At 55.2% G+C, this 23,568-nt stretch carries 22 protein-coding genes; 11 read left to right on the top strand and 11 right to left on the bottom strand.

Going from position 1 to position 23,568, the window contains the following annotated elements; translation table 11 throughout:
- Positions 1 to 19 precede the first annotated feature (19 nt).
- Entirely contained in the window at positions 20 to 991 is a 972-nt protein-coding gene (gene manX / locus NHG65_RS15140; RefSeq protein ID WP_499182351.1) for a PTS mannose transporter subunit IIAB, read from the bottom strand.
- A gap of 575 nt (positions 992 to 1,566) precedes the next feature.
- On the opposite strand from manX, the gene NHG65_RS15135 reads away from it, so the two are divergent.
- Positions 1,567 to 3,111: a TerC family protein gene (locus NHG65_RS15135; RefSeq protein WP_112349727.1), complete on the top strand. Its 1,545-nt coding sequence runs from the start codon at positions 1,567 to 1,569 to the stop codon at positions 3,109 to 3,111.
- A 17-nt stretch (positions 3,112 to 3,128) separates the two neighbouring features.
- Here the strand turns inward: NHG65_RS15135 and NHG65_RS15130 are convergent, their stop codons facing one another.
- The 4 genes from NHG65_RS15130 to pabB form a co-directional block, all read right to left on the bottom strand.
- On the bottom strand, positions 3,129 to 4,745 hold the full coding sequence (locus tag NHG65_RS15130; RefSeq protein ID WP_413502801.1) for an EAL domain-containing protein: 1,617 nt from the start codon (positions 4,743 to 4,745) through the stop codon (positions 3,129 to 3,131).
- A gap of 280 nt (positions 4,746 to 5,025) precedes the next feature.
- Positions 5,026 to 6,390, bottom strand: coding sequence for an L-serine ammonia-lyase (gene sdaA / locus NHG65_RS15125; protein WP_099064296.1), 1,365 nt, complete (start codon positions 6,388 to 6,390; stop codon positions 5,026 to 5,028).
- A 445-nt stretch (positions 6,391 to 6,835) separates the two neighbouring features.
- Positions 6,836 to 7,414 (bottom strand): CoA pyrophosphatase, encoded by a 579-nt coding sequence (locus NHG65_RS15120; protein ID WP_099064295.1) that lies wholly within the window; start codon positions 7,412 to 7,414, stop codon positions 6,836 to 6,838.
- Positions 7,411 to 8,784, bottom strand: coding sequence for an aminodeoxychorismate synthase component 1 (gene pabB, locus NHG65_RS15115; protein WP_413502802.1), 1,374 nt, complete (start codon positions 8,782 to 8,784; stop codon positions 7,411 to 7,413). The genes NHG65_RS15120 and pabB overlap by 4 nt, the downstream gene beginning before the upstream one ends.
- 442 nt (positions 8,785 to 9,226) lie before the next feature.
- Here pabB and NHG65_RS15110 point away from each other — a divergent pair, with 442 nt between their 5' ends.
- Together NHG65_RS15110 and NHG65_RS15105 are read left to right on the top strand one after the other, a co-directional pair.
- Entirely contained in the window at positions 9,227 to 10,234 is a 1,008-nt protein-coding gene (locus NHG65_RS15110; RefSeq protein ID WP_099064293.1) for a glycosyltransferase, read from the top strand.
- A gap of 63 nt (positions 10,235 to 10,297) precedes the next feature.
- Complete coding sequence (locus NHG65_RS15105) at positions 10,298 to 10,543, top strand: YoaH family protein (RefSeq protein ID WP_085117181.1); 246 nt, start codon at positions 10,298 to 10,300, stop codon at positions 10,541 to 10,543.
- Between the two features lie 33 nt (positions 10,544 to 10,576).
- On the opposite strand, the gene purT is transcribed toward NHG65_RS15105, so the two are convergent.
- Positions 10,577 to 11,755, bottom strand: coding sequence for a formate-dependent phosphoribosylglycinamide formyltransferase (gene purT, locus NHG65_RS15100; RefSeq protein ID WP_413477533.1), 1,179 nt, complete (start codon positions 11,753 to 11,755; stop codon positions 10,577 to 10,579).
- Between the two features lie 242 nt (positions 11,756 to 11,997).
- Here purT and dbpA point away from each other — a divergent pair, with 242 nt between their 5' ends.
- The 4 genes from dbpA to yebF all read left to right on the top strand — a co-directional run bounded on the left by dbpA (position 11,998) and on the right by yebF (position 14,570).
- Entirely contained in the window at positions 11,998 to 13,380 is a 1,383-nt protein-coding gene (gene dbpA, locus NHG65_RS15095) for an ATP-dependent RNA helicase DbpA (RefSeq protein WP_099064291.1), read from the top strand.
- An 88-nt stretch (positions 13,381 to 13,468) separates the two neighbouring features.
- Positions 13,469 to 13,792 (top strand): YebG family protein, encoded by a 324-nt coding sequence (locus tag NHG65_RS15090; RefSeq protein ID WP_099064290.1) that lies wholly within the window; start codon positions 13,469 to 13,471, stop codon positions 13,790 to 13,792.
- 39 nt (positions 13,793 to 13,831) lie between these two features.
- Complete coding sequence (yqfB, locus tag NHG65_RS15085) at positions 13,832 to 14,140, top strand: N(4)-acetylcytidine aminohydrolase (RefSeq protein ID WP_499182350.1); 309 nt, start codon at positions 13,832 to 13,834, stop codon at positions 14,138 to 14,140.
- Between the two features lie 70 nt (positions 14,141 to 14,210).
- Positions 14,211 to 14,570, top strand: a complete 360-nt coding sequence (gene yebF, locus NHG65_RS15080; RefSeq protein WP_099064288.1) for a protein YebF — start codon at positions 14,211 to 14,213, stop codon at positions 14,568 to 14,570.
- 94 nt (positions 14,571 to 14,664) lie between these two features.
- Here yebF and NHG65_RS15075 read toward each other — a convergent pair whose 3' ends face one another.
- The 5 genes from NHG65_RS15075 to mdtH all read right to left on the bottom strand — a co-directional run bounded on the left by NHG65_RS15075 (position 14,665) and on the right by mdtH (position 19,362).
- Entirely contained in the window at positions 14,665 to 15,228 is a 564-nt protein-coding gene (locus tag NHG65_RS15075; protein WP_099064287.1) for a lipoprotein, read from the bottom strand.
- 146 nt (positions 15,229 to 15,374) lie between these two features.
- Positions 15,375 to 17,015 carry an ABC1 kinase family protein gene (locus NHG65_RS15070; RefSeq protein ID WP_499182349.1) on the bottom strand — a complete coding sequence of 547 codons (1,641 nt, stop codon included), beginning with the start codon at positions 17,013 to 17,015 and terminating at the stop codon, positions 15,375 to 15,377.
- A 29-nt stretch (positions 17,016 to 17,044) separates the two neighbouring features.
- Positions 17,045 to 17,692 carry a glutaredoxin 2 gene (gene grxB / locus NHG65_RS15065; protein WP_207979094.1) on the bottom strand — a complete coding sequence of 216 codons (648 nt, stop codon included), beginning with the start codon at positions 17,690 to 17,692 and terminating at the stop codon, positions 17,045 to 17,047.
- Between the two features lie 129 nt (positions 17,693 to 17,821).
- Positions 17,822 to 18,070, bottom strand: coding sequence for a hypothetical protein (locus NHG65_RS15060; RefSeq protein ID WP_085117173.1), 249 nt, complete (start codon positions 18,068 to 18,070; stop codon positions 17,822 to 17,824).
- Positions 18,071 to 18,156: 86 nt separating this feature from the next.
- Complete coding sequence (gene mdtH, locus NHG65_RS15055; RefSeq protein ID WP_099064284.1) at positions 18,157 to 19,362, bottom strand: multidrug efflux MFS transporter MdtH; 1,206 nt, start codon at positions 19,360 to 19,362, stop codon at positions 18,157 to 18,159.
- A 349-nt stretch (positions 19,363 to 19,711) separates the two neighbouring features.
- On the opposite strand from mdtH, the gene rimJ reads away from it, so the two are divergent.
- From rimJ to murJ, 4 genes are all read left to right on the top strand, one after another.
- Positions 19,712 to 20,296, top strand: coding sequence for a ribosomal protein S5-alanine N-acetyltransferase (gene rimJ, locus NHG65_RS15050; protein ID WP_085117187.1), 585 nt, complete (start codon positions 19,712 to 19,714; stop codon positions 20,294 to 20,296).
- A gap of 9 nt (positions 20,297 to 20,305) precedes the next feature.
- Positions 20,306 to 20,950, top strand: a complete 645-nt coding sequence (locus NHG65_RS15045; protein WP_099064283.1) for a YceH family protein — start codon at positions 20,306 to 20,308, stop codon at positions 20,948 to 20,950.
- Positions 20,943 to 21,863: a Gfo/Idh/MocA family protein gene (locus tag NHG65_RS15040; RefSeq protein ID WP_499182348.1), complete on the top strand. Its 921-nt coding sequence runs from the start codon at positions 20,943 to 20,945 to the stop codon at positions 21,861 to 21,863. The genes NHG65_RS15045 and NHG65_RS15040 overlap by 8 nt, the downstream gene beginning before the upstream one ends.
- Positions 21,864 to 21,985: 122 nt before the next feature.
- Positions 21,986 to 23,521 carry a murein biosynthesis integral membrane protein MurJ gene (murJ, locus tag NHG65_RS15035; protein WP_099064281.1) on the top strand — a complete coding sequence of 512 codons (1,536 nt, stop codon included), beginning with the start codon at positions 21,986 to 21,988 and terminating at the stop codon, positions 23,519 to 23,521.
- Positions 23,522 to 23,568 lie beyond the last annotated feature (47 nt).

Here is a 23,568-nt window from a genome sequence, read left to right as displayed (position 1 = left end):
ATCTTGGGAGATGTCGCCATTAATTGAGTTTGTTAATCAGGTCCATCATTTTTAACCGACTGTCGGACGAGACTTTACGAACTTCCAATTCAATACCGCGCTCGTTTAATTTCTTAAACGCTTCGATATCTTTTTCATCAACCGAAACGGCGTTGTTCACCTGGGTTTTGCCCTGACGGAACGCCATACCACCGATATTTACCGACTTGATATCCACACCGGCTTCCACCAAACGCCAGACGTCGGTCGGGTTGGTGAACAGAAACATCACGCGATCGCCGGCGTATTTCGGGTTGTTCCAGACGCGGATGGCTTTCGCCACGTCAACCACATGTGCGGTGACGCCCGGCGGGGCAACCTGAGTCAGTAAGGTCTTGCGAACGTGATCGGCGGCAACTTCGTCACTGATCACGATGATGCGAGTGACGTCGGTTTCCTTGGTCCAGCGGGTCGCAACCTGACCGTGAATCAAACGGTCATCGATGCGGGCCAGGCCGATTTTCATATGGTCATTAGGGCCCAGCGGTGCCAGAGGCGCAGCGGGTTTTGCGGCAGGAGCACTCTGTGGTGCCGCGGGCTTAACACTCTCTTCGGCTGGTTTTTTCAGCGCTTTCACGCCCTCACGGCCGGTTTCCAACGCCAGCGCGACCAGATCGTCGAAGCCAGGGTTGTCATCTCGTGCCATGAACGTTTCCACCAACATCGGAATGTTAACCCCGGTGACGACCTCATAGTTTTCTTTATCGACGGCAATGCGGCTGGCCGCATTGAACGGGCTGCCGCCCCAGGTATCGACCAGGAACAGGACGCCACCGCTGGTGTCGAGCTCACTGATTTTTCCGTTGTATTTCTCGATTAACGTTTCGGCATTTTCACCGGGGACGAAATCTATAAAAGCGACGTTGTCCTGTTCGCCCAATAGCATTTCCGTCGTTTTCAGCAATTGTTCTGCTGCGGTCCCGTGTGTGCCGATGATAATAGCTATTGCCACTCGCTACCTCCTCATTGAACTTCATGCACGGATTGTGTCGTTGTTTAGTTCATTTCCTTGCTGGCAGTCACCTGCGTGGTTCAGATACATTATGGTAGAAATTTGGAAACCCGCCGTTAACATTTCCCGCGCAGTTTCAAACGCCTGTGCGCAATGAACCCCATCAGCGCCATTTATTTTAGTGAGTGAAAAAATAAATTTTGTGACGTTGCTCTGTTATTGAACGCTCGGATAAGTCCTAACCCGGTGTTTGCGGAATTAAACACCAGAGCTGTTACAAGACGATGCAGAAGGTAAAAAAGCTTCTTTGCCGGCAAAAAAATTCCTGCTAGAGTATTTCTTCTTTCATATTTAGGAGTGAAGGGCCTCAGCCCACCCTATGGACTGTCACCGAAGTTACTGTTTTTCAAGGTTCCACCCGCCACCTGCTGGCGTTGTACAAGTCACACGGCCGTTCGGCCATCCCCCGGTACTGCAATCCCGATATCTTGCTGTTTCTGTCCGCGCCCTTGCTGCGTCGGCATTGTCACGTCTGAGCACCGCTCGGCCATCCCGTCTTTTTTTCGGAGTCTGATATGGAATTTTTAATGGACCCCTCAATTTGGGCTGGGTTACTGACACTGGTGGTATTGGAAATTGTACTGGGTATCGACAACCTGGTGTTTATCGCCATTCTGGCCGATAAGCTGCCGCCGAAGCAGCGTGATAAAGCGCGCATCCTCGGCCTGTCGCTGGCGCTGTTTATGCGTCTGGGCCTGTTGTCGGTTATTTCCTGGATGGTGACGCTGACCACACCGCTGTTTAGCGTTGGGGAGTTCAGCTTCTCCGGTCGCGACCTGATCCTGCTGTTCGGCGGGGTGTTCCTGTTGTTCAAGGCCACCATGGAACTGCACGAACGGTTGGAAGGGCAAACGCACCAGGATGGCGCCAACCGCGGCTATGCCAAGTTCTGGGCGGTGGTGGTGCAGATTGTGATCCTTGACGCCGTGTTCTCACTCGACGCGGTGATCACCGCTGTGGGCATGGTGAACGACCTGCCGGTCATGATGACCGCCGTTGTCATCGCCATGGTGGTGATGCTGGTGGCTTCAAAACCGCTGACTAACTTCGTGAATGCACATCCTACTATTGTGGTGCTGTGTCTGAGCTTCCTGCTGATGATCGGCCTGAGCCTGATCGCCGAAGGTTTTGGCTTGCATATTCCTAAAGGTTACCTGTACGCCGCGATTGGTTTCTCAATCCTGATTGAGCTGTTTAACCAAATCGCCCGCCGCAACTTTATCAAGCATCAGGCTCATCGCCCGATGCGTGAACGCACCGCAGAGGCGATCATGCGCCTGATGGGGCAACAGCGGGCACAGCAGACGGACGAAACGGCACCGCAGCCGGTGGATGAAACCTTCGCCGAAGAAGAACGTTATATGATCAGCGGCGTGTTAACGCTGGCCTCACGTTCACTGCGTAGCGTGATGACGCCACGCACCGAGATTTCATGGGTGGATTGCGATCGTTCCCGTGAAGAGGTGCGTGAGCAACTGCTGGATACGCCGCACAGCCTGTTCCCGGTTTGCCGTGACTCGCTGGATGAAATTATCGGTGTGGTTCGTGCCAAGGATCTGCTGGTGGCGGTAGAACGGGGTGATGATATTGCCGAGTTTGCCGCGCGCACGCCACCGATTGTGGTGCCGGACACCATGGACGTGATTAACCTGCTGGCGGTATTGCGCCGTGCCAAGGGGCGTCTGGTGGTGGTGACCAACGAGTTTGGCGTAGTGCAGGGGCTGGTCACGCCACTAGATGTGCTGGAGGCGATTGCCGGTGAATTCCCGGACGAGGATGAAACGCCCGATATCGTGGTGGAAGATGCCGGCTGGCTGGTGAAGGGCGGAGCCGATCTGCACTCACTGGAACAGGCGCTGAACTGCGAGGATCTGGTCAGTCCGACGGCGGATTTCGCCACCCTGGCGGGGTTCCTGCTGTCCCACTACGGTCAGATGCCGGCGGTGGGCGAAACGGTAGAACTTAACCGACTGCGTTTCGAAGTCGTTGCCGTGTCCGAGTACCGCATTGAGTTGGTGCGTATTACCAAGGTGGAGCCTCTCGACGAGGAACACCAGTAACACCGGGGCCGGGGGCATCACGCCTCCGGCTTGCTTTCTTGTTCCTTCTGCCGTTCCTCCCGCTGATTCACCGTCCGCAATCTTGATTCGTACTGCTGTAACCACAGCGGGAATACATTGATCGGCATCGGCTTGGCAAAATAGAAGCCCTGCAGCGCGTTCACCTCGCGTGAGCGAAGATAATCCGCCTGCTCGGCGGTTTCCACGCCCTCGGCCACCAGCCTTAATTTCAGGCGTTGCGCCAGCGTGATAATGGTATCGGTGACGGTAGCGTTAATCGCATCGGTGCCGATAGCCGCGGTAAAGCCACGGTCGATCTTCAATACGTCTGGGCTGAGTTTCTTCAGATAGCTGAGTGAACTGTGTCCGGTGCCAAAATCGTCGATCGCCAACATGATACCCATTTCCTTCAGCGTTTTGATTTGCTCATACTGAATTTCCGACAGGGCGGTGCGCTCGGTCAACTCCAGCATCAGCGAAGGCATGGGATGGGCCGGCAGCCACAGGCGGCGGATGTCATCGATAATGGTCACTCCGTTGAAATGCTCAGCCGCGACGTTAATGCTGATATAAAAAGACGGGCGTGGCGGGAATAACTGCAGGTTTTCCACCACGGTGGTCATCAGGTAACGGGTCAGGGCGATGATTAAGCCATGCTGCTCCGCCAGCGGAATAAAAACGTCGGGGGAGATCCAGCCCTGGCGTTTGTTCTTCCAGCGCAGCAGCATCTCAACCCCGACGCAGCGGCCGGTTTCAGCATTGATGATTGGCTGACAGTAAACGCGGAATTCGCGATGGGAAATGGCGTGACCAATATGGTACGACAGGCTCATGCGGTTTGCCGTTAGCAGATACACCACATAGGCCGCTAGCAGGCTGATCAACAACGACAATGGGATATGGCGTGGTAGCGCCGCCAACGCCAGCATACTGGCCTGAGGGCCGAACAGCGAAATAGAGAACGGATACTGAGTGGATTTTGCGGTAAAGCGCAGGTTGGTTGTCAGGGTATTGCTACGCAAAATTTCCCGGCGGCCATATTCCAGGCTGTAGTCGCCGACGTTCAGCACCACCCGCTGTGCATAGGGTTCCTGGGGTTCCAGCAGGAAGTTTGCCAACAACTCAATATTGAAGACGTGTAACACGCCGTTGCTGCGGTTATCTGCCTCGGTTGGGGTCCACATAATCAGGGTTGGCACGCCTTTGGCGACCGAGAGTGAAGGGCGCAGCGCCAACGTCGCGCCATCGTTTGCTATTGCGGGCAAAATAGCGGCTAAAACATAGGTACGGGTACCAAACAGGCTGGAACAGTAAATAATGCCGTCTTTGACCAATAGCATGGCCCGTAAAGCCTGATTTTGTGCGGCGCGAAAACGTAACGTCGGCATCGCGATTTCACAGGATTGACTCAACATCGGCATACTGCGTTTGGCTTGCAGCTTGGCTGGCGTCAGCAAATCATTAATCTTGGCGACGGTACGGGTGGCAAGCACCTGTCGGCTTTGTTCAATGGAGCCAAGCTCCTGATAATAACGGGTATACAGTGACAGCAGTAGAATAGCCAACCCGACCGCCCCGGCCAGTAGCCAACGGTAATAGCGGTATTTGGTCACGGCAAGTTGGGTCATCAACATCGCTCAATCCTTGTTCGGTAAGCCAGCCCAGAACCACCGTCAGGCCAAACAGCCCTGCATGATCCTCGGCTAATTCTAGCCTGTCGTTATACAAGAGTGATGGTAACCCAGTAAATTATTTAAATTTAGTGAAACAGAGGGCTAAATTGCAGGTTAACCGCAGGATAGACGGAATATTCTTCGTGGGCTTGGTGTGACGCTGTCACTAAAGTGACGTTAATGATTTGATTAATCAGGGTCATAGCAAGAAAAACCCCGCCATTAAGGCGGGGTTAGAGGGTCAGTCACATTGCACTTTGATCGCCAACCCACCGCGAGAGGTTTCGCGATATTTGGCGTTCATGTCTTTGCCGGTTTCGTACATGGTTTCGATCACCTTATCCAGAGACACGCGTGGCTCACTGGTGCGACGCAAGGCCATACGCGCCGAGTTGATCGCTTTCACGGAAGCAATGGCATTACGTTCGATACAAGGCACCTGAACCTGGCCGGCAACCGGGTCACAGGTCAGCCCCAGGTTGTGCTCCATGCCGATCTCTGCCGCGATGCAAACTTGCTCCGGACTCCCGCCCAGCAGTTCGGCCAGGCCGGCTGCAGCCATTGAGCAAGCTACACCCACTTCCCCCTGACAGCCCACTTCGGCGCCGGAGATAGAGGCATTCATCTTGTACAACGCACCGACTGCGCCCGCCGCCATAAAGTAACGGATGTAGATATCCGGGCTGACGGATTCGATAAAGTGGTCGTAGTAAGCCAACACGGCCGGAACGATACCACAGGCACCGTTAGTGGGTGCGGTAACCACACGGCCACCGGCGGCGTTCTCTTCGTTGACCGCCAGCGCGAACATATTGACCCAGTCAATCACGTTCATTGGGTCGCTGGACAGCTTGTCGGAAGACACCAGCAGGCGGCGCAGCGCAGAAGCACGGCGTGGTACACGCAGTGGCCCCGGCAGCACACCTTCGGTATTCAGGCCACGATCGATACAGGCGCGCATGGTCTGCCAGATATTACCGAAGTAGGTCTCGATATCCTGCTTGCTGTGCAGCGCCAGTTCGTTCTGCATCACCAGACCGGAAAAGGACAGCCCGGTATCACGGCAGTGGGCGAGAATATCACGAGCAAAACTGAACGGATAAGGAACGCTCAACTCGTGCGCGTCGGCCTTGCCGAAGTTCTCTTCGTCGACGATAAAACCGCCGCCGAGCGAGTAGTAGGTCTTGCTGTAAACTTGCTTGTCCCCAGCGAAGGCGTGGATCTGCATGCCGTTCTCATGCAGCGGCAAATTGTCGCTGCGGAAAACCATGCCACCATCACGTGGGAAATCAACCTCATGCAGGCCGTTGGCCAGCATCAGGCGTTGACGTTGTTCTACATCGCGAATAAAGCCCGGGATGCTATCGATATCAACGGTATCTGGCATATTGCCCGCCAGGCCGAGGATGATAGCGATATCGGTATGGTGACCTTTACCGGTCAATGAGAGTGAGCCGTAAACATCTACGGCAACACGCGTGATAGAAGGCATCAGGCCTTGATTTACCAGATCGTCGACAAACTGTTTGCCGGCTTTCATCGGTCCAACCGTATGAGAGCTGGACGGGCCGATGCCGATCTTAAACATGTCGAAAACGCTAATCACGCTAAAACTCCTTAGAGGCATATTGTTATGGCTGCGGCGGTTAAAAACCGAGCAGGGAACAGCGATATTGTAAAAGGGCCACGCGGGTTTGGCTGCCTTTTTCGCATGAAATAAAATAATCCTTGGTGTTAGTTTTGTTGCTGATTGCCTCAGGCATTCGGCCGGCCGTGGAACCTCCGTTGCCTAAACTCGGTTAATGGCAATCGCGCCAGCTTCCACTGCTGAACGCGGCCGGCTTAAACCTTGCTTCAATAGTGGTTTATTCCGGACGACGGTATTTTACAGGTATTTCGTAAGGTTGAAGAGAGGGTTTACAGTTTTTTTAAAACTCTGATAGACAGGAAGGTAGTTGAAAAAACAAACCAATGAAGTGATGACGATCGCTTTACCCACGCCAGTGGTACAGGTAACCGTTTGGCTTGTGATGGGGGTCACATTATTGGCGCTAAATGCTGACCTGCTGCGCCAGTCTTCGAATGATGGCGGCAGTCAAACCCCAGACAAATTGGCTCTGATACCAGGACAAATAAATGCGGTGCGAATGGCCGGCACGCTGAATATCCAGCGGGTAATAGCGCGAAAGTGTCAGCGCTTCGTGCAGCGGCATTTCAAACACGTCGGCCACTTCGTCTTCATTGGCGAAAAATTGCACATCGGGTGAGATCAAGCCGACCACCGGGGTCACCTGAAAACCGGTGCTGCTGTCGAGCGGGGCCAGTTGACCCAGAATGGTCACTGCCTGCGGGGGGATAGCCACTTCCTCCTGAGCTTCGCGCAGGGCGGTGATAATCGCCGAGCCGTCTTCAGCGTCGGTTTTACCGCCCGGAAACGCCACCTGGCCCGGGTGTTTGCGCAGCGAATCGGCACGGCGCGTCAGTAACAGTGTGGGTTCGGGGCGACAGATAATCGGGATCAGCACCGCGGCCGGGCGAATGTTATGTGAGATCTGCGCTGCCTGTGGCAGTTGCAGTTGAAAGCGGCTGATAAAGGCTGCCAGCGAGGCCGGATAAGTCGGTGGATTCACGAAGCGATAAACTCCCCCAGTTGCGGCAGGATGCGGCCGACTTTATCAAAGGTTTCCTGGTATTCCGCCTGTTCCTGGCTGTCGGCAACGATACCGCCACCGGCGGAACAATAAATACGGCCGTTTTCGGTGATCAGGGTGCGGATAGTGATGTTGGTGTCCATGGTGCCGCAGGCGCTGATATATCCGATGCTGCCGCAGTAGGCATTACGTCGCTGGGGTTCCAGTTCTTCAATAATTTCCATCGCTCGCACCTTGGGCGCACCGGTGATGGACCCCCCAGGGAAACAGGCGCGCAGCAGTTCGGTCGCCGGAGTGTGCTGCGGCAGGGTGGCGGTAATGGTGCTGACCAGATGATGTACCGCCGGGAAAGGTTCGACCACGAACAGTTCGGGAACCTGCACGCTGCCCGGTTCGGCGACGCGGCCGATATCATTGCGCAGCAGGTCGACAATCATCAGATTCTCCGCACGGTCTTTGGCGGAATTCGCCAACCGTTGCGCCTGCTGTGCATCCTGTTCAGCATCGGCCAACCGCGGCAGGGTGCCTTTGATGGGCCGGGTTTGGATCTGTTGATTCTCCAGCCACAGAAAACGCTCGGGTGAAACGCTGAGCACGGCGTTGTCCGGCAGGCGCAGGAAGGCGGAGAAGGGTGCGCGGTTGCTGGCGCTCAATTGCTGAAAGGCTTGCCATTCATCGCCCTGATAGTCGGCAGAAAAACGTTGCGCCAGATTGATTTGATAACAATCCCCGCTGCGCAGGTAATGCTGAATACGCTGGAATTTATCACCATACTGCTGCCGCGTCATGTTGGCCTGCCAGGGGCTGGTCAAGGAAAATGCTGACCGGGGCGCGGGCTGTTGACTGTGGAGCCACTGCCAGCGCTGCTCTACATCAGCATGGCTGAGCAGGGTTAGCCTTTGTTGGTGGTGATCGGCTATCAACGCCCAGTCATAAATGCCGACTGCCATGTCCGGCAAGGCGATATCCGCCAGTGCCCGCTGCGGCAGTTTCTCTACCCGGCGGCCTAAATCGTAACCGAACAGCCCGAGGGCCCCGCCCTGGAACGGTAGGTTGGTATCCGCATCCGGCTGCAGGTTCTGTTGTTCCAACTGCTGTTGTAACAGGCTGAAAGGATCTTCCGGCGACTGCCAGCAGGCTTCACCACGGCGGATCTCGGTTGAGGGGCCGCGCGTGGTCAGAGTGGCACAGGGCGCCGCGACCAGAATATCAAACCGGTTATGCGAGTGTTCGGCAAAACCGGAATGCAGCAACATCGCCCAAGGCTGTGAAGCCAGCGGGGCAAACAGCTCCAGCAGGGCGGTGCGGGTGTAGGGCAAAGACTTGATATTCGGTGCGGTTGCGCTCATGGGCCTCAATAAACCTGACTGACGGGGCGGCTGTTTCTGTAGGCTATTCTGCCATATTCAACCGGTTGGCGCATGCTCTGGCTGCACGCTACACAGCACACTTCATATAAACCGCGAGTAAACAATTTTGCAAATGAAGCATTTTTTGCGACTTTGGCTATAATCCAATATGTTAAAAACTACATCAATGAATGGCTAAGATAATTCTTGATTTCGATGATTTGAATTTCAAACACTAAACTTCACTATTAGTTTCATTCAGTTATTGTTTTTGCTTGTTATCAGTCATCTGTGAGAGCACAGAGCTTAAAATATAAATGGTAACAAGACGCATTTGTGCCTGCGACTTTGTCGGTTGGCCTGTGCCTTATTTAATTTAATTGCACCCTGATATTTTTTAAAAATAGAAATATTCATTCGTTACCTTTGCGAAGAGCTGCCTATGCCCCTAATGCTGAGTGTCATTGTCCCGTTGCACAACGTGGGTAAATTGTTTGAGCCGTTTCTGGCATCGCTGCTGGCACAAGATGAGCAGCGGCTGGAGGTGATCATTGTTAATGATGGTTCTACCGACGGCTCTGGAGATATCGCTCACCGCTATGCAAAGCAACACCCACATATTACCGTCATCGACCAGCTTAATGCCGGCGTGTCCAATGCGCGTAATGCCGGGTTAGCGATCGCCAGGGGTAAATATGTGGCGTTCCCCGATGCCGATGATTTATTGGCGCCTGAAATGTATTCAACGCTGGTAGAATTGGCCGAGCAAAATCAATTGGATGTTATGCAGTGTAACGGTGAACGTTATTTCACCGACGCAGATGAACTGCAGCCGATTATTCCGCTAAAACGATTGGGCGACACCGGCGTTATTAGCGGCGTCCAATGGCTGGAACGCGCACTAAAATCAAGAAAGTTTATTCATGTGGTTTGGCTGGCGGTGTATCGCCTTGATTTTATTAAGCAGCACCGGTTGTATTTCGAACCGGGTTTGCATCATCAGGATATTCCCTGGACGACAGAGGTGATGTTTAATGCGCAGCGGGTGAAATACCTCAGCAAAGCGCTGTATCGCCAGCGGGTGCACGATCAATCGATCAGTAATCGCCGCCGCACGGGTAAGGCAAACGTAGAGTATCAGCGTCATTACATGAAAATCGTGGCCATGCTGGTGGCGCTTAACCAGCGCTATGCCGACAAAATCGACATTCGCCCGGCTTTCCACTGGCAGATCACCCGCGAGGCATTGGGCATTTGCCACAGCATTCGCCGTGAACCTGAACTGGCGGCGCAGTGCCAGATCACCGATGAGTTCTATCAAAATGGCATCGATCGGGCGATGGTTGACAACGCACGCGGGCTCAAACAGGATTGGCACGTCATTCTCTGGCTGCACCGTCTGAAGCAGTGGCGGCACGGCGACTCACGTTCACTGCAGGCTACTGAATAACAGGCGTAGGGTTCTGCCGGTTAAAGGCGTATACTCAGCCTCCATTTTGCCGGAGAGAAACACATGCTTGCAGGTATGCCGTCACTGAGCCATCTAGAGCAGCAGGAAGCTGCGGACCGTATCCATCTGTTGATGGAACAAGGCATGAGCAGTGGTGAAGCCATCGCGCGCGTCGCGCAGGAAATCCGCGAAAAACATCAGGGTGACCAGGTTAGCGTCATGTTTGATGATGAAGACGACGAAGAAGAGTATCAGGAACGGCCGGACGACCAGGCTGACGATGACTCGGAAGAAGACGAAAACTATTGATGTTGCTGGGGCCGGCAAGCCGGCCCCAAAGCGTTAACCTTCAATTACCACCGCCGCCGCGGCCAATTTGGCCGACTCCACCGCCAGCTCTACATTTTCTGCCGTAGCCAGCGCGACGCCCATCCGACGTTGACCGTTAATTTCCGGCTTGCCGAACAGACGCAGTTGATTGTGGCCGACAAACGCGCGATCCAGACCGCTGAAACGCAGATCACTGCTGGTCAGCTGTGGCAGGATCACCGCAGAGGCTGAAGGGCCGAACTGGCGAATGGCACCAATCGGCAGACCGAGGAAAGCGCGAACGTGCAGCGCGAATTCTGACAGGTCTTGTGAAATCAGAGTCACCATGCCGGTATCATGTGGACGCGGTGAAACTTCGCTGAAGATCACCTCATCGCCACAGACAAACAGCTCAACGCCAAACAGGCCAAAACCCCCCAGCGCCTTCACCACATTTTCTGCAATCGCCTGCGCGCGGCTCAGCGCCAGTTCGCTCATCTGCTGTGGCTGCCATGACTCGCGGTAATCGCCATCTTCCTGACGATGGCCGATCGGTGCGCAGAAATGCACACCGTCGACCGCACTGATGGTCAACAGGGTGATTTCAAAATCGAACTTCACCAGACCTTCGACAATCACCCGGCCACCGCCGGCGCGCCCTCCCTGTTGGGCATAATCCCAGGCGGCTTGCAGCTGTTCCGGGTTGCGGATCAGGCTTTGGCCTTTGCCGGAGGAGCTCATCACCGGCTTGATAATGCACGGGTAGCCGATTTCATCGACTGCCTGCCGAAACGCAGGTTCGCCGTCGGCAAAGCGGTAACTGGAGGTCGGCAAGCCGAGGGTTTCTGCGGCCAGACGACGGATGCCTTCGCGGTTCATGGTCAGACGGGTTGCTTCGGCACAGGGGACTACGTGGTGTCCTTGTTGTTCCAACTCGACCAGCATGCTGGTGGCGATAGCCTCGATCTCCGGCACGATGTAATCAGGACGTTCCTGCTCAATCACGGCTTTCAGCGCGTTGCCGTCCAGCATGTTAATCACGTGACTGCGATGTGCCACGTGCATGGCGGGGGCGTCGGCGTAGCGATCGACGGCAATCACTTCGAGCCCCAAACGCTGGCATTCGATAGCAACTTCTTTACCCAGCTCGCCGGAGCCGAGCAACATAACGCGGGTGGCGGACGGGCGCAGGGCGGTTCCAATAGTTAACATAGTCTGGTACCTGGATCTGTGGCGTGTAACGCGGTCTGATAATGGCCTCGCAGTATATACGAAAACGTTTGCGTGTGCAGCCGGGGGCTATTGTGCTGTCGGTGAGAGGGAGAAAAGGCGCGGGGAGCGGCTTTTTTTATGCGTGAAATCCGTAATCCAGCCTATCTCTGTTATCATCTGCGGCTGATTCGGTGCTGCCGTGGGCGCGCCGCCATTCCATTTGCCATATAAGAGTTATCGCCGTGAGCACAGTATCTTTTTCTTCCCTGCCGCTGCCAGCCGAACAGTTGGCCAACCTCAACGAACTGGGGTATGCCGAAATGACACCGGTGCAGGCCGCCGCACTGCCCGCCATCCTGAATGGGCAGGACGTACGTGCCAAAGCAAAAACCGGCAGCGGTAAAACGGCGGCGTTCGGCATCGGTTTGCTGGACAAAATTAACGTCGCCCAGGTGGCCGCGCAAGCGCTGATCCTGTGTCCGACGCGTGAGCTGGCTGACCAGGTGAGCAAAGAACTGCGCCGTCTGGCACGCTTCACCCAGAACATCAAGATTTTGACCCTGTGCGGCGGCCAGCCTATGGGGCCACAGCTCGATTCGTTGGTGCATGCCCCCCATATCGTGGTGGGAACGCCGGGGCGCATTCAGGAACACCTGCGCAAGAAAACGCTGGTACTGGATGAACTGAAAGTGCTGGTGTTGGACGAAGCCGACCGCATGTTGGACATGGGGTTCGCCGATGACATCGATGACGTGATCAGCTATACACCGCCACAGCGTCAAACGCTGTTGTTCTCGGCAACCTATCCGAGCGGGATTGAACGCATCAGCGCCCGTGTGCAGCGTAGCCCGTTAAATGTGGAAGTGGACGACGGTGAAGAACAAACCACCATCGAACAACGCTTCTATGAAACCACCCGCGATCAGCGTCCTGCGGTGCTGGTGTCGGCAATCCGTCATTACCAGCCTTCTTCCTGCGTGGTGTTCTGTAACACCAAGCGTGACTGTCAGAGCGTGTATGAAGCGCTGGAAGCTCGCGGCATTAACGTGCTGGCGCTGCATGGCGATCTGGAACAGCGCGATCGTGACCAGGTGCTGGTGCGCTTTGCCAACCGCAGTTGCCGGGTGTTGGTGGCGACCGATGTCGCTGCGCGCGGTCTGGATATCAAAGAGCTGGAGCTGGTCGTCAACTATGAGCTGGCATTTGATCCGGAAATCCACGTGCACCGTATCGGTCGTACCGGCCGTGCTGGTTTGAGTGGCAAGGCGATCAGTCTGTGTACGCCGCAAGAAATGACGCGTGCGCATGCGATTGAAGAATATTTGCAGATCAAGGTTAAGTGGGCACCGGTATCTGAGCTGAGCGGCGCGGGTAATACCACGCTGGAAGCCGAAATGGTCACCCTGTGCATCGACGGTGGGCGTAAGGCCAAGATCCGTCCAGGCGACATTCTTGGCGCATTGACCGGCGATGCCGGGCTGACGGCGGCAGAAGTCGGCAAGATCGACATGTTCCCGGTGCATGCCTACGTAGCGATCCGCAAGGAAAGCGCGCGCAAGGCACTGCAACAGCTTCAGCAGGGCAAAATCAAGGGTAAGAACTGCAAGGTGCGGTTGTTGAAATAAGTCGCGTCAGGGGTGCGCTTGCATCCCTGCGTAATATCACTTTTTACTGTATAAAAATACAGTATTCTAACCTTTGAGGAATGCACACATGGCAGTTGAAGTTAAATATGTGGTGGTGAGAAACGGTGAGGAAAAGATGACTTTCGCAACCAAGAAAGAAGCCGACGCTTACGACAAAATGCTGGATCTGGCGGATAGCCTCGGTGAATGGCTGCAGCAGTCACCTCTGACCCTGGATGATGAGCAGCGTGAAGGGCTGAGCTTCTTCCTGGCGGAGAATAAAGACGTGCTGGGGCAAATTCTGCGCGGCGCTGCACCGGCGGAAGCACCGAAGAAACCCGCCAAAGTGAAAACGGAAAAACCTGTCGCTACCACTAAAGAGGGATCTGCGTCAGAAAAGCAGGCAGCATAATGACTTATGTTGCGGCAATGTGATGAAAAAGGATCTAGAATGAGCCGTGAAATAACTTTCTTCAGCCGCTTTGAGAAAGATATTTTGGCCGGGCGCAAAACCATTACCATTCGGGATGCCAGTGAATCCCACTTTCAACCCGGTGAGGTTTTACGCGTTAGCCGCAATGAAGACGACGTATTTTTCTGCCAGATTGAAGTGCTGTCAGTCACACCGGTGCGCCTGGAGGCGTTAACCGAACTGCATGCCCGGCAGGAGAACATGTCACTCAGCGAACTGAAGCAGGTGATCAAGGAAATCTATCCGGGGCTGGATGAGCTGTTTGTCATCACCTTCGCCAAACGCTGATCTGTCGCCAGGCCAGTTGTGAGCCAAGGGCCAATGCCTGCGGATAGCGTTAATCACAACTGGAGGGAATATGAAAACAACGGGACTGAGTTTGGCCGTAGCGCTGTTGGCTATGGCGGGTTTAACCACCACGGTGCAGGCGCAGGAGCAACGTAGCGCCAAAGTGGCGCAATGCCAGGGGTTGCAACCGGCTGATGTTGCCGCTCAGGTGAAACGCGATTTTCTGCAAAACCGTATCACGCGTTGGGAATCAGATAAAAAGCTGCTTGGCACGGCCACCCCGATAGCCTGGATTAGCCCGGAAGCCATTACCGGTAAGGACGCCGTTTGGCAGGTTCCCTTGACGGTCCGCGGTACCAAACAGGATAAAACCTATAACGTGATCCTGGACTGTAACGCCGGTAAGATTACCTACAGCGAACCACAGTAATCACATGATTTTTAGGCGGTGCTGCGCATAGCTTGCCCAATTGAAAAGACTCAGCCCGCCTTATCAGCGGGCTTTTTGTTTTAAACTGCGGCTCTTAGTCGGTAAACGGGATCACCAACTCACCCGGTTTCACTTCCAGACCTTTAGCCAGTTTCTTCGCCATCGCTTCGGTTTTACTGTTATCCGGGTTCAGCACGTAGGCCGGTTTTTGGTCGAAGTAGGATTTCAGCGACTGATTCAGGTAAGGCGTCAGCGCTTTCATCACCGTCTGCATCTTCTCCGGTTGCACGCTATAGTCGGTCAATTCCATGTCCTTCAGGAATACCGCGCCTTGCTCACGGTCATAGACCGGCTGTGCCTTCAGCGTCAGCTTCAGGTCCGCAGTCTGTGGGCCGAGGATCGAGGTGATATTCACTTTCGCATCGCCGGAAAGGGTGACCTTGCCCGGTTCACTGCGGCCAATTTGGCTCTGCAATTGCGTCAGCACGATATTGGCGTCCAGCAATCCCGGCACGCCGATCTGCTTCTGGTAATCGTTATGCTTTTGCAGGTAGTCGTTGACCTCCTGCTCGCTGAGTGTGTACTGGGTCAGTTGGTTACAACCGACCATTGCGCCAACAAACGCCAGGGCTGCCACACCCATCAGAATCTTCTTCATTTTTGCCTCATAAATACTAACTGTGTAGCTAATTGATTTTTCATTATAAAGGGTAACCGACGGCTAAAGAAATCCTGCTCACCGACGGATAACACAGATAGTGCGCGTGAAACCCGCCATGACCTATCGGATAACGCTGAAACTGTTTAGCGGCGTAACCGCAGTACCAACAGCAATACGCCACCCAGACAAGCCAGCGCACCCAGCGCCGGAAACAGCGGAATGCCCCATAACCGCACCGAAGATTGCATCAGGTAGGGGGCCAGGCCGAGCGTGAAGGCGGCGGTGACAATAGCAATGGCCAACGTGACGGCGGCCCGCTCCAGCGCCTTGCTTAACTGATCGAGGTTCTTGAGGTTGATATCGGCGCTGATTTGCCCGCGTTTAAGGCGGCGCATGAGCAGGCGGATAGTTTGCGGAAGTTCTTCACCTGCGTCCAGTGCTTCACCGCCCAGCGCCAACATACGCCGACGCACCGCTTCAGGGGTGTAACGCTGTAGCATGACCTGTTGCAGCATCGGTTTCAGGGTAGCGATGATATCGAAGTTGGGATCCAGTCGGTGCAATACGCCATCTGCGGTGATTAACGCCTTGAATAGCAAGACCAGATCCGGCGGCAGCGCTAGCTGATGTTCACGCGCCATCACCAGAAGATCGGTCAACGCCTTGCCCAGTGTCAAGGTAGCGGAGGCCTGCTTGTCGAGAAAGTTTTGTGCCGCCAGTTCCAGATCCAGCAGATCCAAAGGATCGCTATCCGACCAGGCGATCAGGGTATTGACGATGCCGCCGGATTCTCGTTCAGCGATGGACTGCAGCAACAGCAGCAACTGATTACGCCGCCGTTCGGAAAGCTGGCCCACCATGCCGAAATCGATAAAGCCGACGCGATTATCTGCCAACGCCATCACGTTACCTGGGTGTGGGTCGGCGTGATAAAGACGGTGTTCCAGCACCATTTTCATAAAGGCCTGGGCGCCGCGCTGGGCGAGAAGCGGGCCATCAAAGCCGGCGGTGGCCAATTGCTGTGGGTTTTCCGGCGCGATACCGGGCAGAAACTCCTGCACCAGCAGACGTTTTGACGACCATTGCCAGTAGATTTTCGGTATCACTACGTCGGGCTGTTGGGAAAATTGCTGGGCCACCCGTTCACAGTTATTGCCTTCGTGCGTCAGGTCCAGCTCGTGATTAAGCGCCGTCGCCAGCGCTCGTACCATCTGCCGTGGGCGATAGCGGGCCAGCGCCGGACTTTGCTGCTCCACGGTTTCCGCCAGATAGGCCAGCAGGCGCAAATCGGCGTGAATGGTTTTCGCCAGACCGGGGCGTAATACTTTGATCACCACCGCTTCACCGCTGTGCAGTCGGGCACGGTATATCTGTGCCATCGAGGCGGCGGCCAGTGGGGTTTCGTCAAACTCGGCAAACAGGCTGTGTGGCGAGGCACCTAAATCTGCGGTGATCTGCGGTGCCAATTCGCTCCAGGACAGGGTAGACGCCTGGCTGTGCAGGCGATCCAGTTCGTCGGTCCAACTGGAGTCCAGCAGGTCGGAGCGGGTCGCCAGGATCTGGCCGAATTTGACAAAGGTCGGCCCCAGCGCTTCCAGCGCGGCGCGCAGGCGTTGCGGCAAGGTTTGACTATCTTGCGACTCACTGCCGCCTTCACCGCCGCTTAGCAAGGTGCCCAGGCCCAGCAGGCGGATCACATCCTGCAATCCGTAGCGGATTAGCACTGCGGAGATTTCTTTCAGCCGTGCCCGATCGCGGGCGGTGACCAGCACCATTTTCAACATTTGCGCGCTATATCCTTATTGCGAGGAGATCACTGTTCCATATCGAACAGCAGCGGGATATCACCGCGCTGCGCCATACGGTTACGATAGCTTTCAACGTTATCCGGCAGTGTCAGTCCGGCAACAATCGACAGCGAACGCAGCAGGGGGAACAGGTGAATATCGTCCTCCGACAGGCTGCCATTGACGGCTTCAGGGGAAACAATCAGCCCGGAAAGCGTTTGAAGATCGGCCTCCAGTTGGGCAATCAGATCGGCGCTGTCGGCCAGGTGCGTGGAAAAGTCACCGATCGAGGCTTGTTTCTTGTCGGTAAAATACTGACGGGCGCTGTCGGTGGCGAACTCTTCAAAGTCGGCGTTGGCGAAGCGCGGCAGCAGTAAATTGAGGCTGTAGCTCCCAACGTGTTGCAGCCAGTCGGCGATTGCCGGGTTGGTTTTACCGGTCAGCAGCGGCTTGCCGTCGAGGTTATCGATGTAATGCACGATATCCATGCTTTCCGGCAGATAGCTGCCGTCGTCTTTTTGCAAAATGGGCGCCATTTTCTTGCCAATCATGCTGACCGGTGTCGCCTCATCATCGTTGAGCAGGGTGACCAGGCGGACGGGCAGGTTTTTCAGGCCAAAAATCATGCGGGCTTTAACGCAGAATGGGCAATGATCGTAGATAAACAGTTTCATGCTTGCTCCGGTTGTCAGGTTTTAACAGCAATAGTTATCACAGCATACTGAGGCTGTCGCGAAGAGTTCTTGCTGGAAGGTGCGTTATCGTTGTATTACCCGCGCATCTGCGCGGGACTAAAGCAGGGGTTATTTTTTGGTTGGTACGGAATTGATCACTTCTATCAGGTGCATACGCGCCTCTTCCAGATCGATTTTATCCCGCTCGTTGGTGGCGTTAACGATCTGCAACTGTTTGATGATGTCACTCTTCAGGTCGGCATTCCCTGCGATGATATGGGCCAGCGCTTTTTCTACCAACGTTGAGCGTGCGTAGAGCATCCGCAGGTTCAGTACCATGTGTTCCAGCAGCTGCGGTAATTTTGATTCATCAGTCATCGCCAACTTCTCCTGTTTATGTTTTTACTATCAGGATAGCAGCTATGGGAAATTCGGCTGATTTTCTGGCAACTTAGAGAAAAACCTTAGCCTCCGGGAGCAATTGCCGGTGCGCTACTGCGCGGATTGAACTGCCAATAAAGTGCGAACAGGGTAATAAAGCCCACGATACCGAGCAGGATCCACGGCAGTTCCGGCATGTTCATCGCATGGCCGGTGTCGTACATCCAACCGCCGCCGGTATAACCCAATGCGCCGCCCAATGCCAGCCCCAGGCGACTGAATCCCATATAACTGCCGCGTGCGCGTGGATCGGCCAGCGAGGCGCTGAGGGTTTCACGCGCCGGTTCGGCGATGATCGAGCCGAGATAGAAACAGCAAATCAGGGTGAAGACGCTCTGCAGGCTGGTCGCCAGCCCGACCGGCATCAGGCTGAGGGTCATCAGCAGCAGGCCCGCCATTAACCGCTGTTCCAGCCGGAAACGTTTTTCGCTCCAGCGTGCCAACGGGTAGAGCAATGACAGCGACAGCGCGGCCTCAATGGCATACATCCATTTTACCGCCGCGGGTGAACCGGCGATTTCATTAACCACGATCGGCAGCATCAGCATCACCTGTACCGACAGCATGTAGTAGCCGGTAAGGGTCAATACGTAGGTCAGGAAACGCCGATCGCGCAAGACGCGCATCATGCCTTCTTTCATTGGGGTACGAACGGTAGAAATACGGTAGGCCGGCAGCAGCCACGCGTTCCAGCCTGCCGCCAGCACGAAAATACCCGCACCGACCCAACAGACAAAGTGGAAATCATATTGCAGCAGCCAACTGCCGATCAGAGCGCCAATCACCGCGCCGGCACTGTCCTGCATCATCAACAGAGAATAGAAACGGCCGCGCTCGTGTGGACGGGTGAGCTTAATCACCAGGGCGGTGCGAGGTGGGTCAAACAGCGTGCCGCCGAGGGCAGAAAGGGCACAGGAGAACCACAGTAGCCAGGGTTGATCGGCCATTGCCATGGTGGCGAAACCGGCGGCACGCATCAGCATACCGGTGACAATCATCGGTTTAGCGCCGAATCGATCGGCTATCGCCCCGCCGAAGATGCCCAATCCTTGCTGGATCAATTGTCGCAAACCCAGTGCGGCACCGACCACCACGGCCGCCCAGCCAAGCTGATCGACAAAGCGAATCGAAATAAGCGGGAAAACCACAAAAAAGCCTAAAACCACTAACAGGTTATCGAGTAATAAAAAATATTTACCCAAGCTCCGAGCTTGCGATACCAGAGACATGCTTCACCACGAGCAATTAAAGGGGGGGGGGAGGAGTGCGACTGCTCTAGTTTGTACCCAATCCCGGGTTGCCGATAGGGGCGAGGTAGATAATATTTTTTTATCGTCAATATGTTGGCTGAACAGCAAAACAGCACGAAAATAGCCGTAAAATGACTAATCGCTTATTTACTGAGCGGCCGGAGTTTTACCTGCGGGGCAGGCTGCGGTTATATTAAATGAGGGTAAGTGCGGTTCTGCGCCGGTGTTTGAGAAATAATGGCTCAGGATAGGTTCGTCGCAGGATGAATATCCGGACGTGCGCCCAATAAATACTTCTTATCGAACCGTTCTGACCGCGGGGGAAATGATGTTTGGCTATCGCTCTGCATCACCAAAAGTACGCCTCACCACCGACCGACTGGTTGTCCGTTTAGTCCATGAACGCGATGCCTACCGGCTGGCCGAATACTATGCCGAAAACCGAGCCTTCCTCAAACCCTGGGAGCCGGTACGGGATGAAAGCCATTGTTATCCTTCCGGCTGGCAGGCGCGGCTGGGGATGATCACCGAAATGCAAAAGCAGGGCAGCGCCTACTACTTTATCCTGCTCGATCCGGAAGAACATGAAGTGCAGGGCGTGGCCAACTTCAGCAACGTGCTGCGCGGTTCGTTCCATGCCTGTTTCCTCGGCTATTCGCTGGCCGAAAAATGGCAGGGGCAAGGGCTGATGTATGAAGCGCTGCAGTCCGCTATCCGTTATATGGTGCGTCAGCAGCGAATGCACCGCATTATGGCCAACTATATGCCGCACAATCAGCGCAGCGGCGCATTGCTGACCCGCCTGGGATTTGAACGTGAAGGTTATGCCAAGGACTATCTGCTGATCGACGGGCAGTGGCAGGATCACGTACTGACGGCATTAACCAATAAAGAATGGCTACCGCCACGCTAAGGCCAAATAATGAAATATGAATTAAACGCTAAAGAAGCCAGGGTGATTGGCTGCCTGTTGGAAAAGCAGGTCACCACGCCGGACCAGTATCCCCTTTCCCTCAATGGCATTCAGCTTGCCTGCAACCAGAAAACCAACCGCGAGCCGGTGATGGAACTGACGGAAAGCGAAGTTCAGCAGATCCTCGACCTGCTGCTGAAGAAACATTTTCTGCGCACCTTGAGCGGCTTCGGCAATCGGGTGGTCAAGTATGAGCACCGCTTCTGCAATTCGGAGTTTGGTCAGCTAAAGCTGTCTGCTGCCGAGTTGGCAGTGATTGCCACCTTGCTGCTGCGTGGCGCGCAAACGCCCGGTGAACTGCGCACCCGTACCAATCGCATGCATGAATTTAATGACGTTACCGAAGTGGAGCAGGTGCTGGCGAACCTGAGTGCTCGTGAGGATGGGCCCTTTGTGGTGCGGTTGGCGCGGGAGCCGGGTAAGCGCGAAAGCCGATTTATGCATCTGTTCAGTGGCCAAATTGACGAGGCACCGGCAGAAGCACTCCCGGCCAATGACGCCGAATTGAACGAGCGAGTGAGCGCACTGGAAAACGAAGTGGCGCAGCTCAAGCAACAACTGCAGGCGCTATTGGCCCGGGGGACGGATGAGTAAATTACGCATTGGTGTGGTTGGGCTGGGTGGTATTGCGCAAAAAGCCTATTTGCCGATCCTCAGCCAGGCGGCGGACTGGACGCTGGTCGGCGGATTTTCGCCTAATCAGCAAAAGGCGCAGCCGGTTTGTGACAGCTATCGCATGACCTGTTTTTCGCGGCTGGACAGCCTGGCACAGCAGTGTGATGCGGTATTCGTGCACAGCAGCACCGCCAGTCATTTTCAGGTGATCGAGGAGTTGCTACGTTTGGGCGTCCACGTTTATGTCGACAAGCCGCTGGCGGAGACGGTAGAGCAGGGCGAACAGTTGATCGCGCTGGCGGAAAAGCAGGGCAAAACGCTGATGGTGGGGTTTAACCGTCGTTTTGCGCCACTGTATCGTCAGTTAAAGCAACAGATGCAGCAACCGGCGTCGATTCGCATGGACAAACATCGCGCCGACAGCGTCGGGCCAAACGGCCTGCGTTTTACCCTGCTGGATGATTATCTGCACGTGGTGGATACCGCGCTGTGGCTGGGTGGTGATGCGGGGAAATTGCTCAGCGGTAGCCTGCGTGCTACGGATGCCGGTGAGTTGATCTATGCCGAGCATCATTTTGCGTGCGGTGAAACGCTGGTCACCACCAGTATGCATCGCCGGGCCGGCAGTCAGCGTGAAAGCGTGCAGGCGGTAACCGATGGTGCGGTCTATCAGTTGAACGATATGCGCCAGTGGTTGCGGGAAGACTCACAAGGCGTACTGGAGCAACCGGCGCCAGGCTGGCAAACCACGTTGGCACAGCGCGGCTTTGACGGCGCGATCCGCCATTTCATTGCTGCTGTCAGCAATCAGACGGTGCCGGAAACCGCCAGCGAGCAGGCAATTTCCGCCCAAAGGGTGATTGAAAAACTGCTGCGTGATGCCGGTTTATAAGGTAACCCCATGTAACATATGGCAGTAGCTATTCTGCCGTGGACGGGTAAACTTAGCCGATAGTTTTACTGACGCCTGCTGATGCAGGCGTCGACATTTACAGGGCACATCAGAAAAACCACATGAACCTACTAAAATCATTGGCCGCCGTCAGCTCTATGACGATGTTTTCGCGGGTGCTGGGCTTTGCCCGTGACGCGATCGTGGCGCGGGTATTTGGCGCCGGTATGGCAACAGATGCCTTCTTCGTGGCGTTCAAGCTGCCCAATCTGCTGCGGCGTATTTTTGCCGAGGGGGCATTTTCGCAGGCGTTTGTGCCGATCCTGGCCGAATATAAAAACCAGCAGGGTGAAGAGGCGACGCGGACCTTTATCTCCTATGTATCCGGGCTGTTGACGCTGATATTGGCGCTGGTGACGGTGTTGGGCATGTTGGCCGCGCCCTGGGTTATCTACATTACGGCTCCGGGCTTTGCCGATTCGCCGGACAAGTTTGCCCTGACGTCGTCGCTGTTGCGCGTCACCTTTCCCTATATTTTGTTGATATCGCTGGCCTCGCTGGTCGGCTCGATCCTCAATACCTGGAACCGTTTTTCGATCCCGGCGTTTGCGCCGACGTTGTTGAACGTCAGCATGATCGGTTTTGCGCTGTTTGCCGCCCCTTACTTCAATCCACCGGTGATGGCGCTGGCCTGGGCGGTGGTGGTTGGTGGGGTACTGCAACTGGGTTACCAGCTTCCGCACCTGAAGAAGATCGGCATGTTGGTGCTGCCGCGCATCAAACTTGGCGATGCCGGCGTATGGCGCGTGATGCGTCAGATGGGACCGGCGATTTTTGGCGTTTCGGTTAGCCAGATTTCACTGATTATCAATACCATTTTCGCCTCGTTCCTGGTTTCAGGTTCGGTTTCCTGGATGTACTATGCCGACCGTTTGATGGAGTTTCCTTCCGGCGTGCTGGGCGTGGCACTGGGGACTATTCTGTTGCCGTCACTGGCGAAAAGTTTCTCCAGTGGTAACCACGACGAGTATTCACGCCTGATGGATTGGGGCCTGCGCCTGTGCTTCCTGCTGGCGCTGCCGAGTGCGATTGCTCTGGGTATTTTGGCCAAGCCGCTGACCGTTTCGCTGTTCCAGTATGGCAAATTCAGCGCCTTTGACGCTGCCATGACTCAGCGTGCGCTGGTGGCCTATTCGGTCGGGCTGATGGGGCTGATCGTGGTCAAGGTGTTGGCACCCGGGTTCTATTCGCGCCAGGACATTAAAACGCCGGTTAAAATTGCCATTATCACGTTGATTTTGACTCAGGTGATGAACCTGATGTTTATCGGGCCGTTGAAACATGCCGGGCTGTCGCTGTCGATCGGTCTCGGGGCCTGTATTAACGCCTCGCTGCTGTACTGGCAGTTGCGTAAGCAGAAGATTTTCCACCCACAACCGGGTTGGGCGATGTTCCTGACCAAGCTGGTGATCGCGGTGATTGTGATGTCGGTAGTGCTGGTGGGTGTGATGTGGCTGATGCCGGCCTGGGATCAGGGCAATATGCTGGAGCGTTTGCTGCGTCTGGCGTTGGTGGTGGTCACCGGCGTGGTAGCTTACTTTGGCGTGTTGGGCGGTTTGGGCTTCCGCCCTCGCGACTTTGCCCGTCGGGTGGCATAAACGGATATCCCTGTCACCAATACAGTAAAAAGGGTCGCCTCTCGGCG

It is taken from the genome of Serratia myotis, assembly GCF_027474885.1.
Classification (GTDB): domain Bacteria; phylum Pseudomonadota; class Gammaproteobacteria; order Enterobacterales; family Enterobacteriaceae; genus Serratia; species Serratia proteamaculans.
This window is presented reverse-complemented; position numbering and strand designations above follow the sequence as displayed.

Coding starts and splice junctions, on each gene's coding strand:
- NHG65_RS15135 (WP_112349727.1), top strand. CDS start 1,567: ATGGAATTTTTAATGGACCCCTCAATTTGGGCTGGGTTACTGACACTG.
- NHG65_RS15130 (WP_413502801.1), bottom strand. CDS start 4,745: ATGTTGATGACCCAACTTGCCGTGACCAAATACCGCTATTACCGTTGG.
- pabB (WP_413502802.1), bottom strand. CDS start 8,784: ATGAGCGCAACCGCACCGAATATCAAGTCTTTGCCCTACACCCGCACC.
- NHG65_RS15110 (WP_099064293.1), top strand. CDS start 9,227: ATGCCCCTAATGCTGAGTGTCATTGTCCCGTTGCACAACGTGGGTAAA.
- NHG65_RS15105 (WP_085117181.1), top strand. CDS start 10,298: ATGCTTGCAGGTATGCCGTCACTGAGCCATCTAGAGCAGCAGGAAGCT.
- purT (WP_413477533.1), bottom strand. CDS start 11,755: ATGTTAACTATTGGAACCGCCCTGCGCCCGTCCGCCACCCGCGTTATG.
- NHG65_RS15090 (WP_099064290.1), top strand. CDS start 13,469: ATGGCAGTTGAAGTTAAATATGTGGTGGTGAGAAACGGTGAGGAAAAG.
- yqfB (WP_499182350.1), top strand. CDS start 13,832: ATGAGCCGTGAAATAACTTTCTTCAGCCGCTTTGAGAAAGATATTTTG.
- yebF (WP_099064288.1), top strand. CDS start 14,211: ATGAAAACAACGGGACTGAGTTTGGCCGTAGCGCTGTTGGCTATGGCG.
- NHG65_RS15075 (WP_099064287.1), bottom strand. CDS start 15,228: ATGAAGAAGATTCTGATGGGTGTGGCAGCCCTGGCGTTTGTTGGCGCA.
- NHG65_RS15070 (WP_499182349.1), bottom strand. CDS start 17,015: ATGTTGAAAATGGTGCTGGTCACCGCCCGCGATCGGGCACGGCTGAAA.
- grxB (WP_207979094.1), bottom strand. CDS start 17,692: ATGAAACTGTTTATCTACGATCATTGCCCATTCTGCGTTAAAGCCCGC.
- NHG65_RS15060 (WP_085117173.1), bottom strand. CDS start 18,070: ATGACTGATGAATCAAAATTACCGCAGCTGCTGGAACACATGGTACTG.
- mdtH (WP_099064284.1), bottom strand. CDS start 19,362: ATGTCTCTGGTATCGCAAGCTCGGAGCTTGGGTAAATATTTTTTATTA.
- rimJ (WP_085117187.1), top strand. CDS start 19,712: ATGTTTGGCTATCGCTCTGCATCACCAAAAGTACGCCTCACCACCGAC.
- NHG65_RS15045 (WP_099064283.1), top strand. CDS start 20,306: ATGAAATATGAATTAAACGCTAAAGAAGCCAGGGTGATTGGCTGCCTG.
- NHG65_RS15040 (WP_499182348.1), top strand. CDS start 20,943: ATGAGTAAATTACGCATTGGTGTGGTTGGGCTGGGTGGTATTGCGCAA.
- murJ (WP_099064281.1), top strand. CDS start 21,986: ATGAACCTACTAAAATCATTGGCCGCCGTCAGCTCTATGACGATGTTT.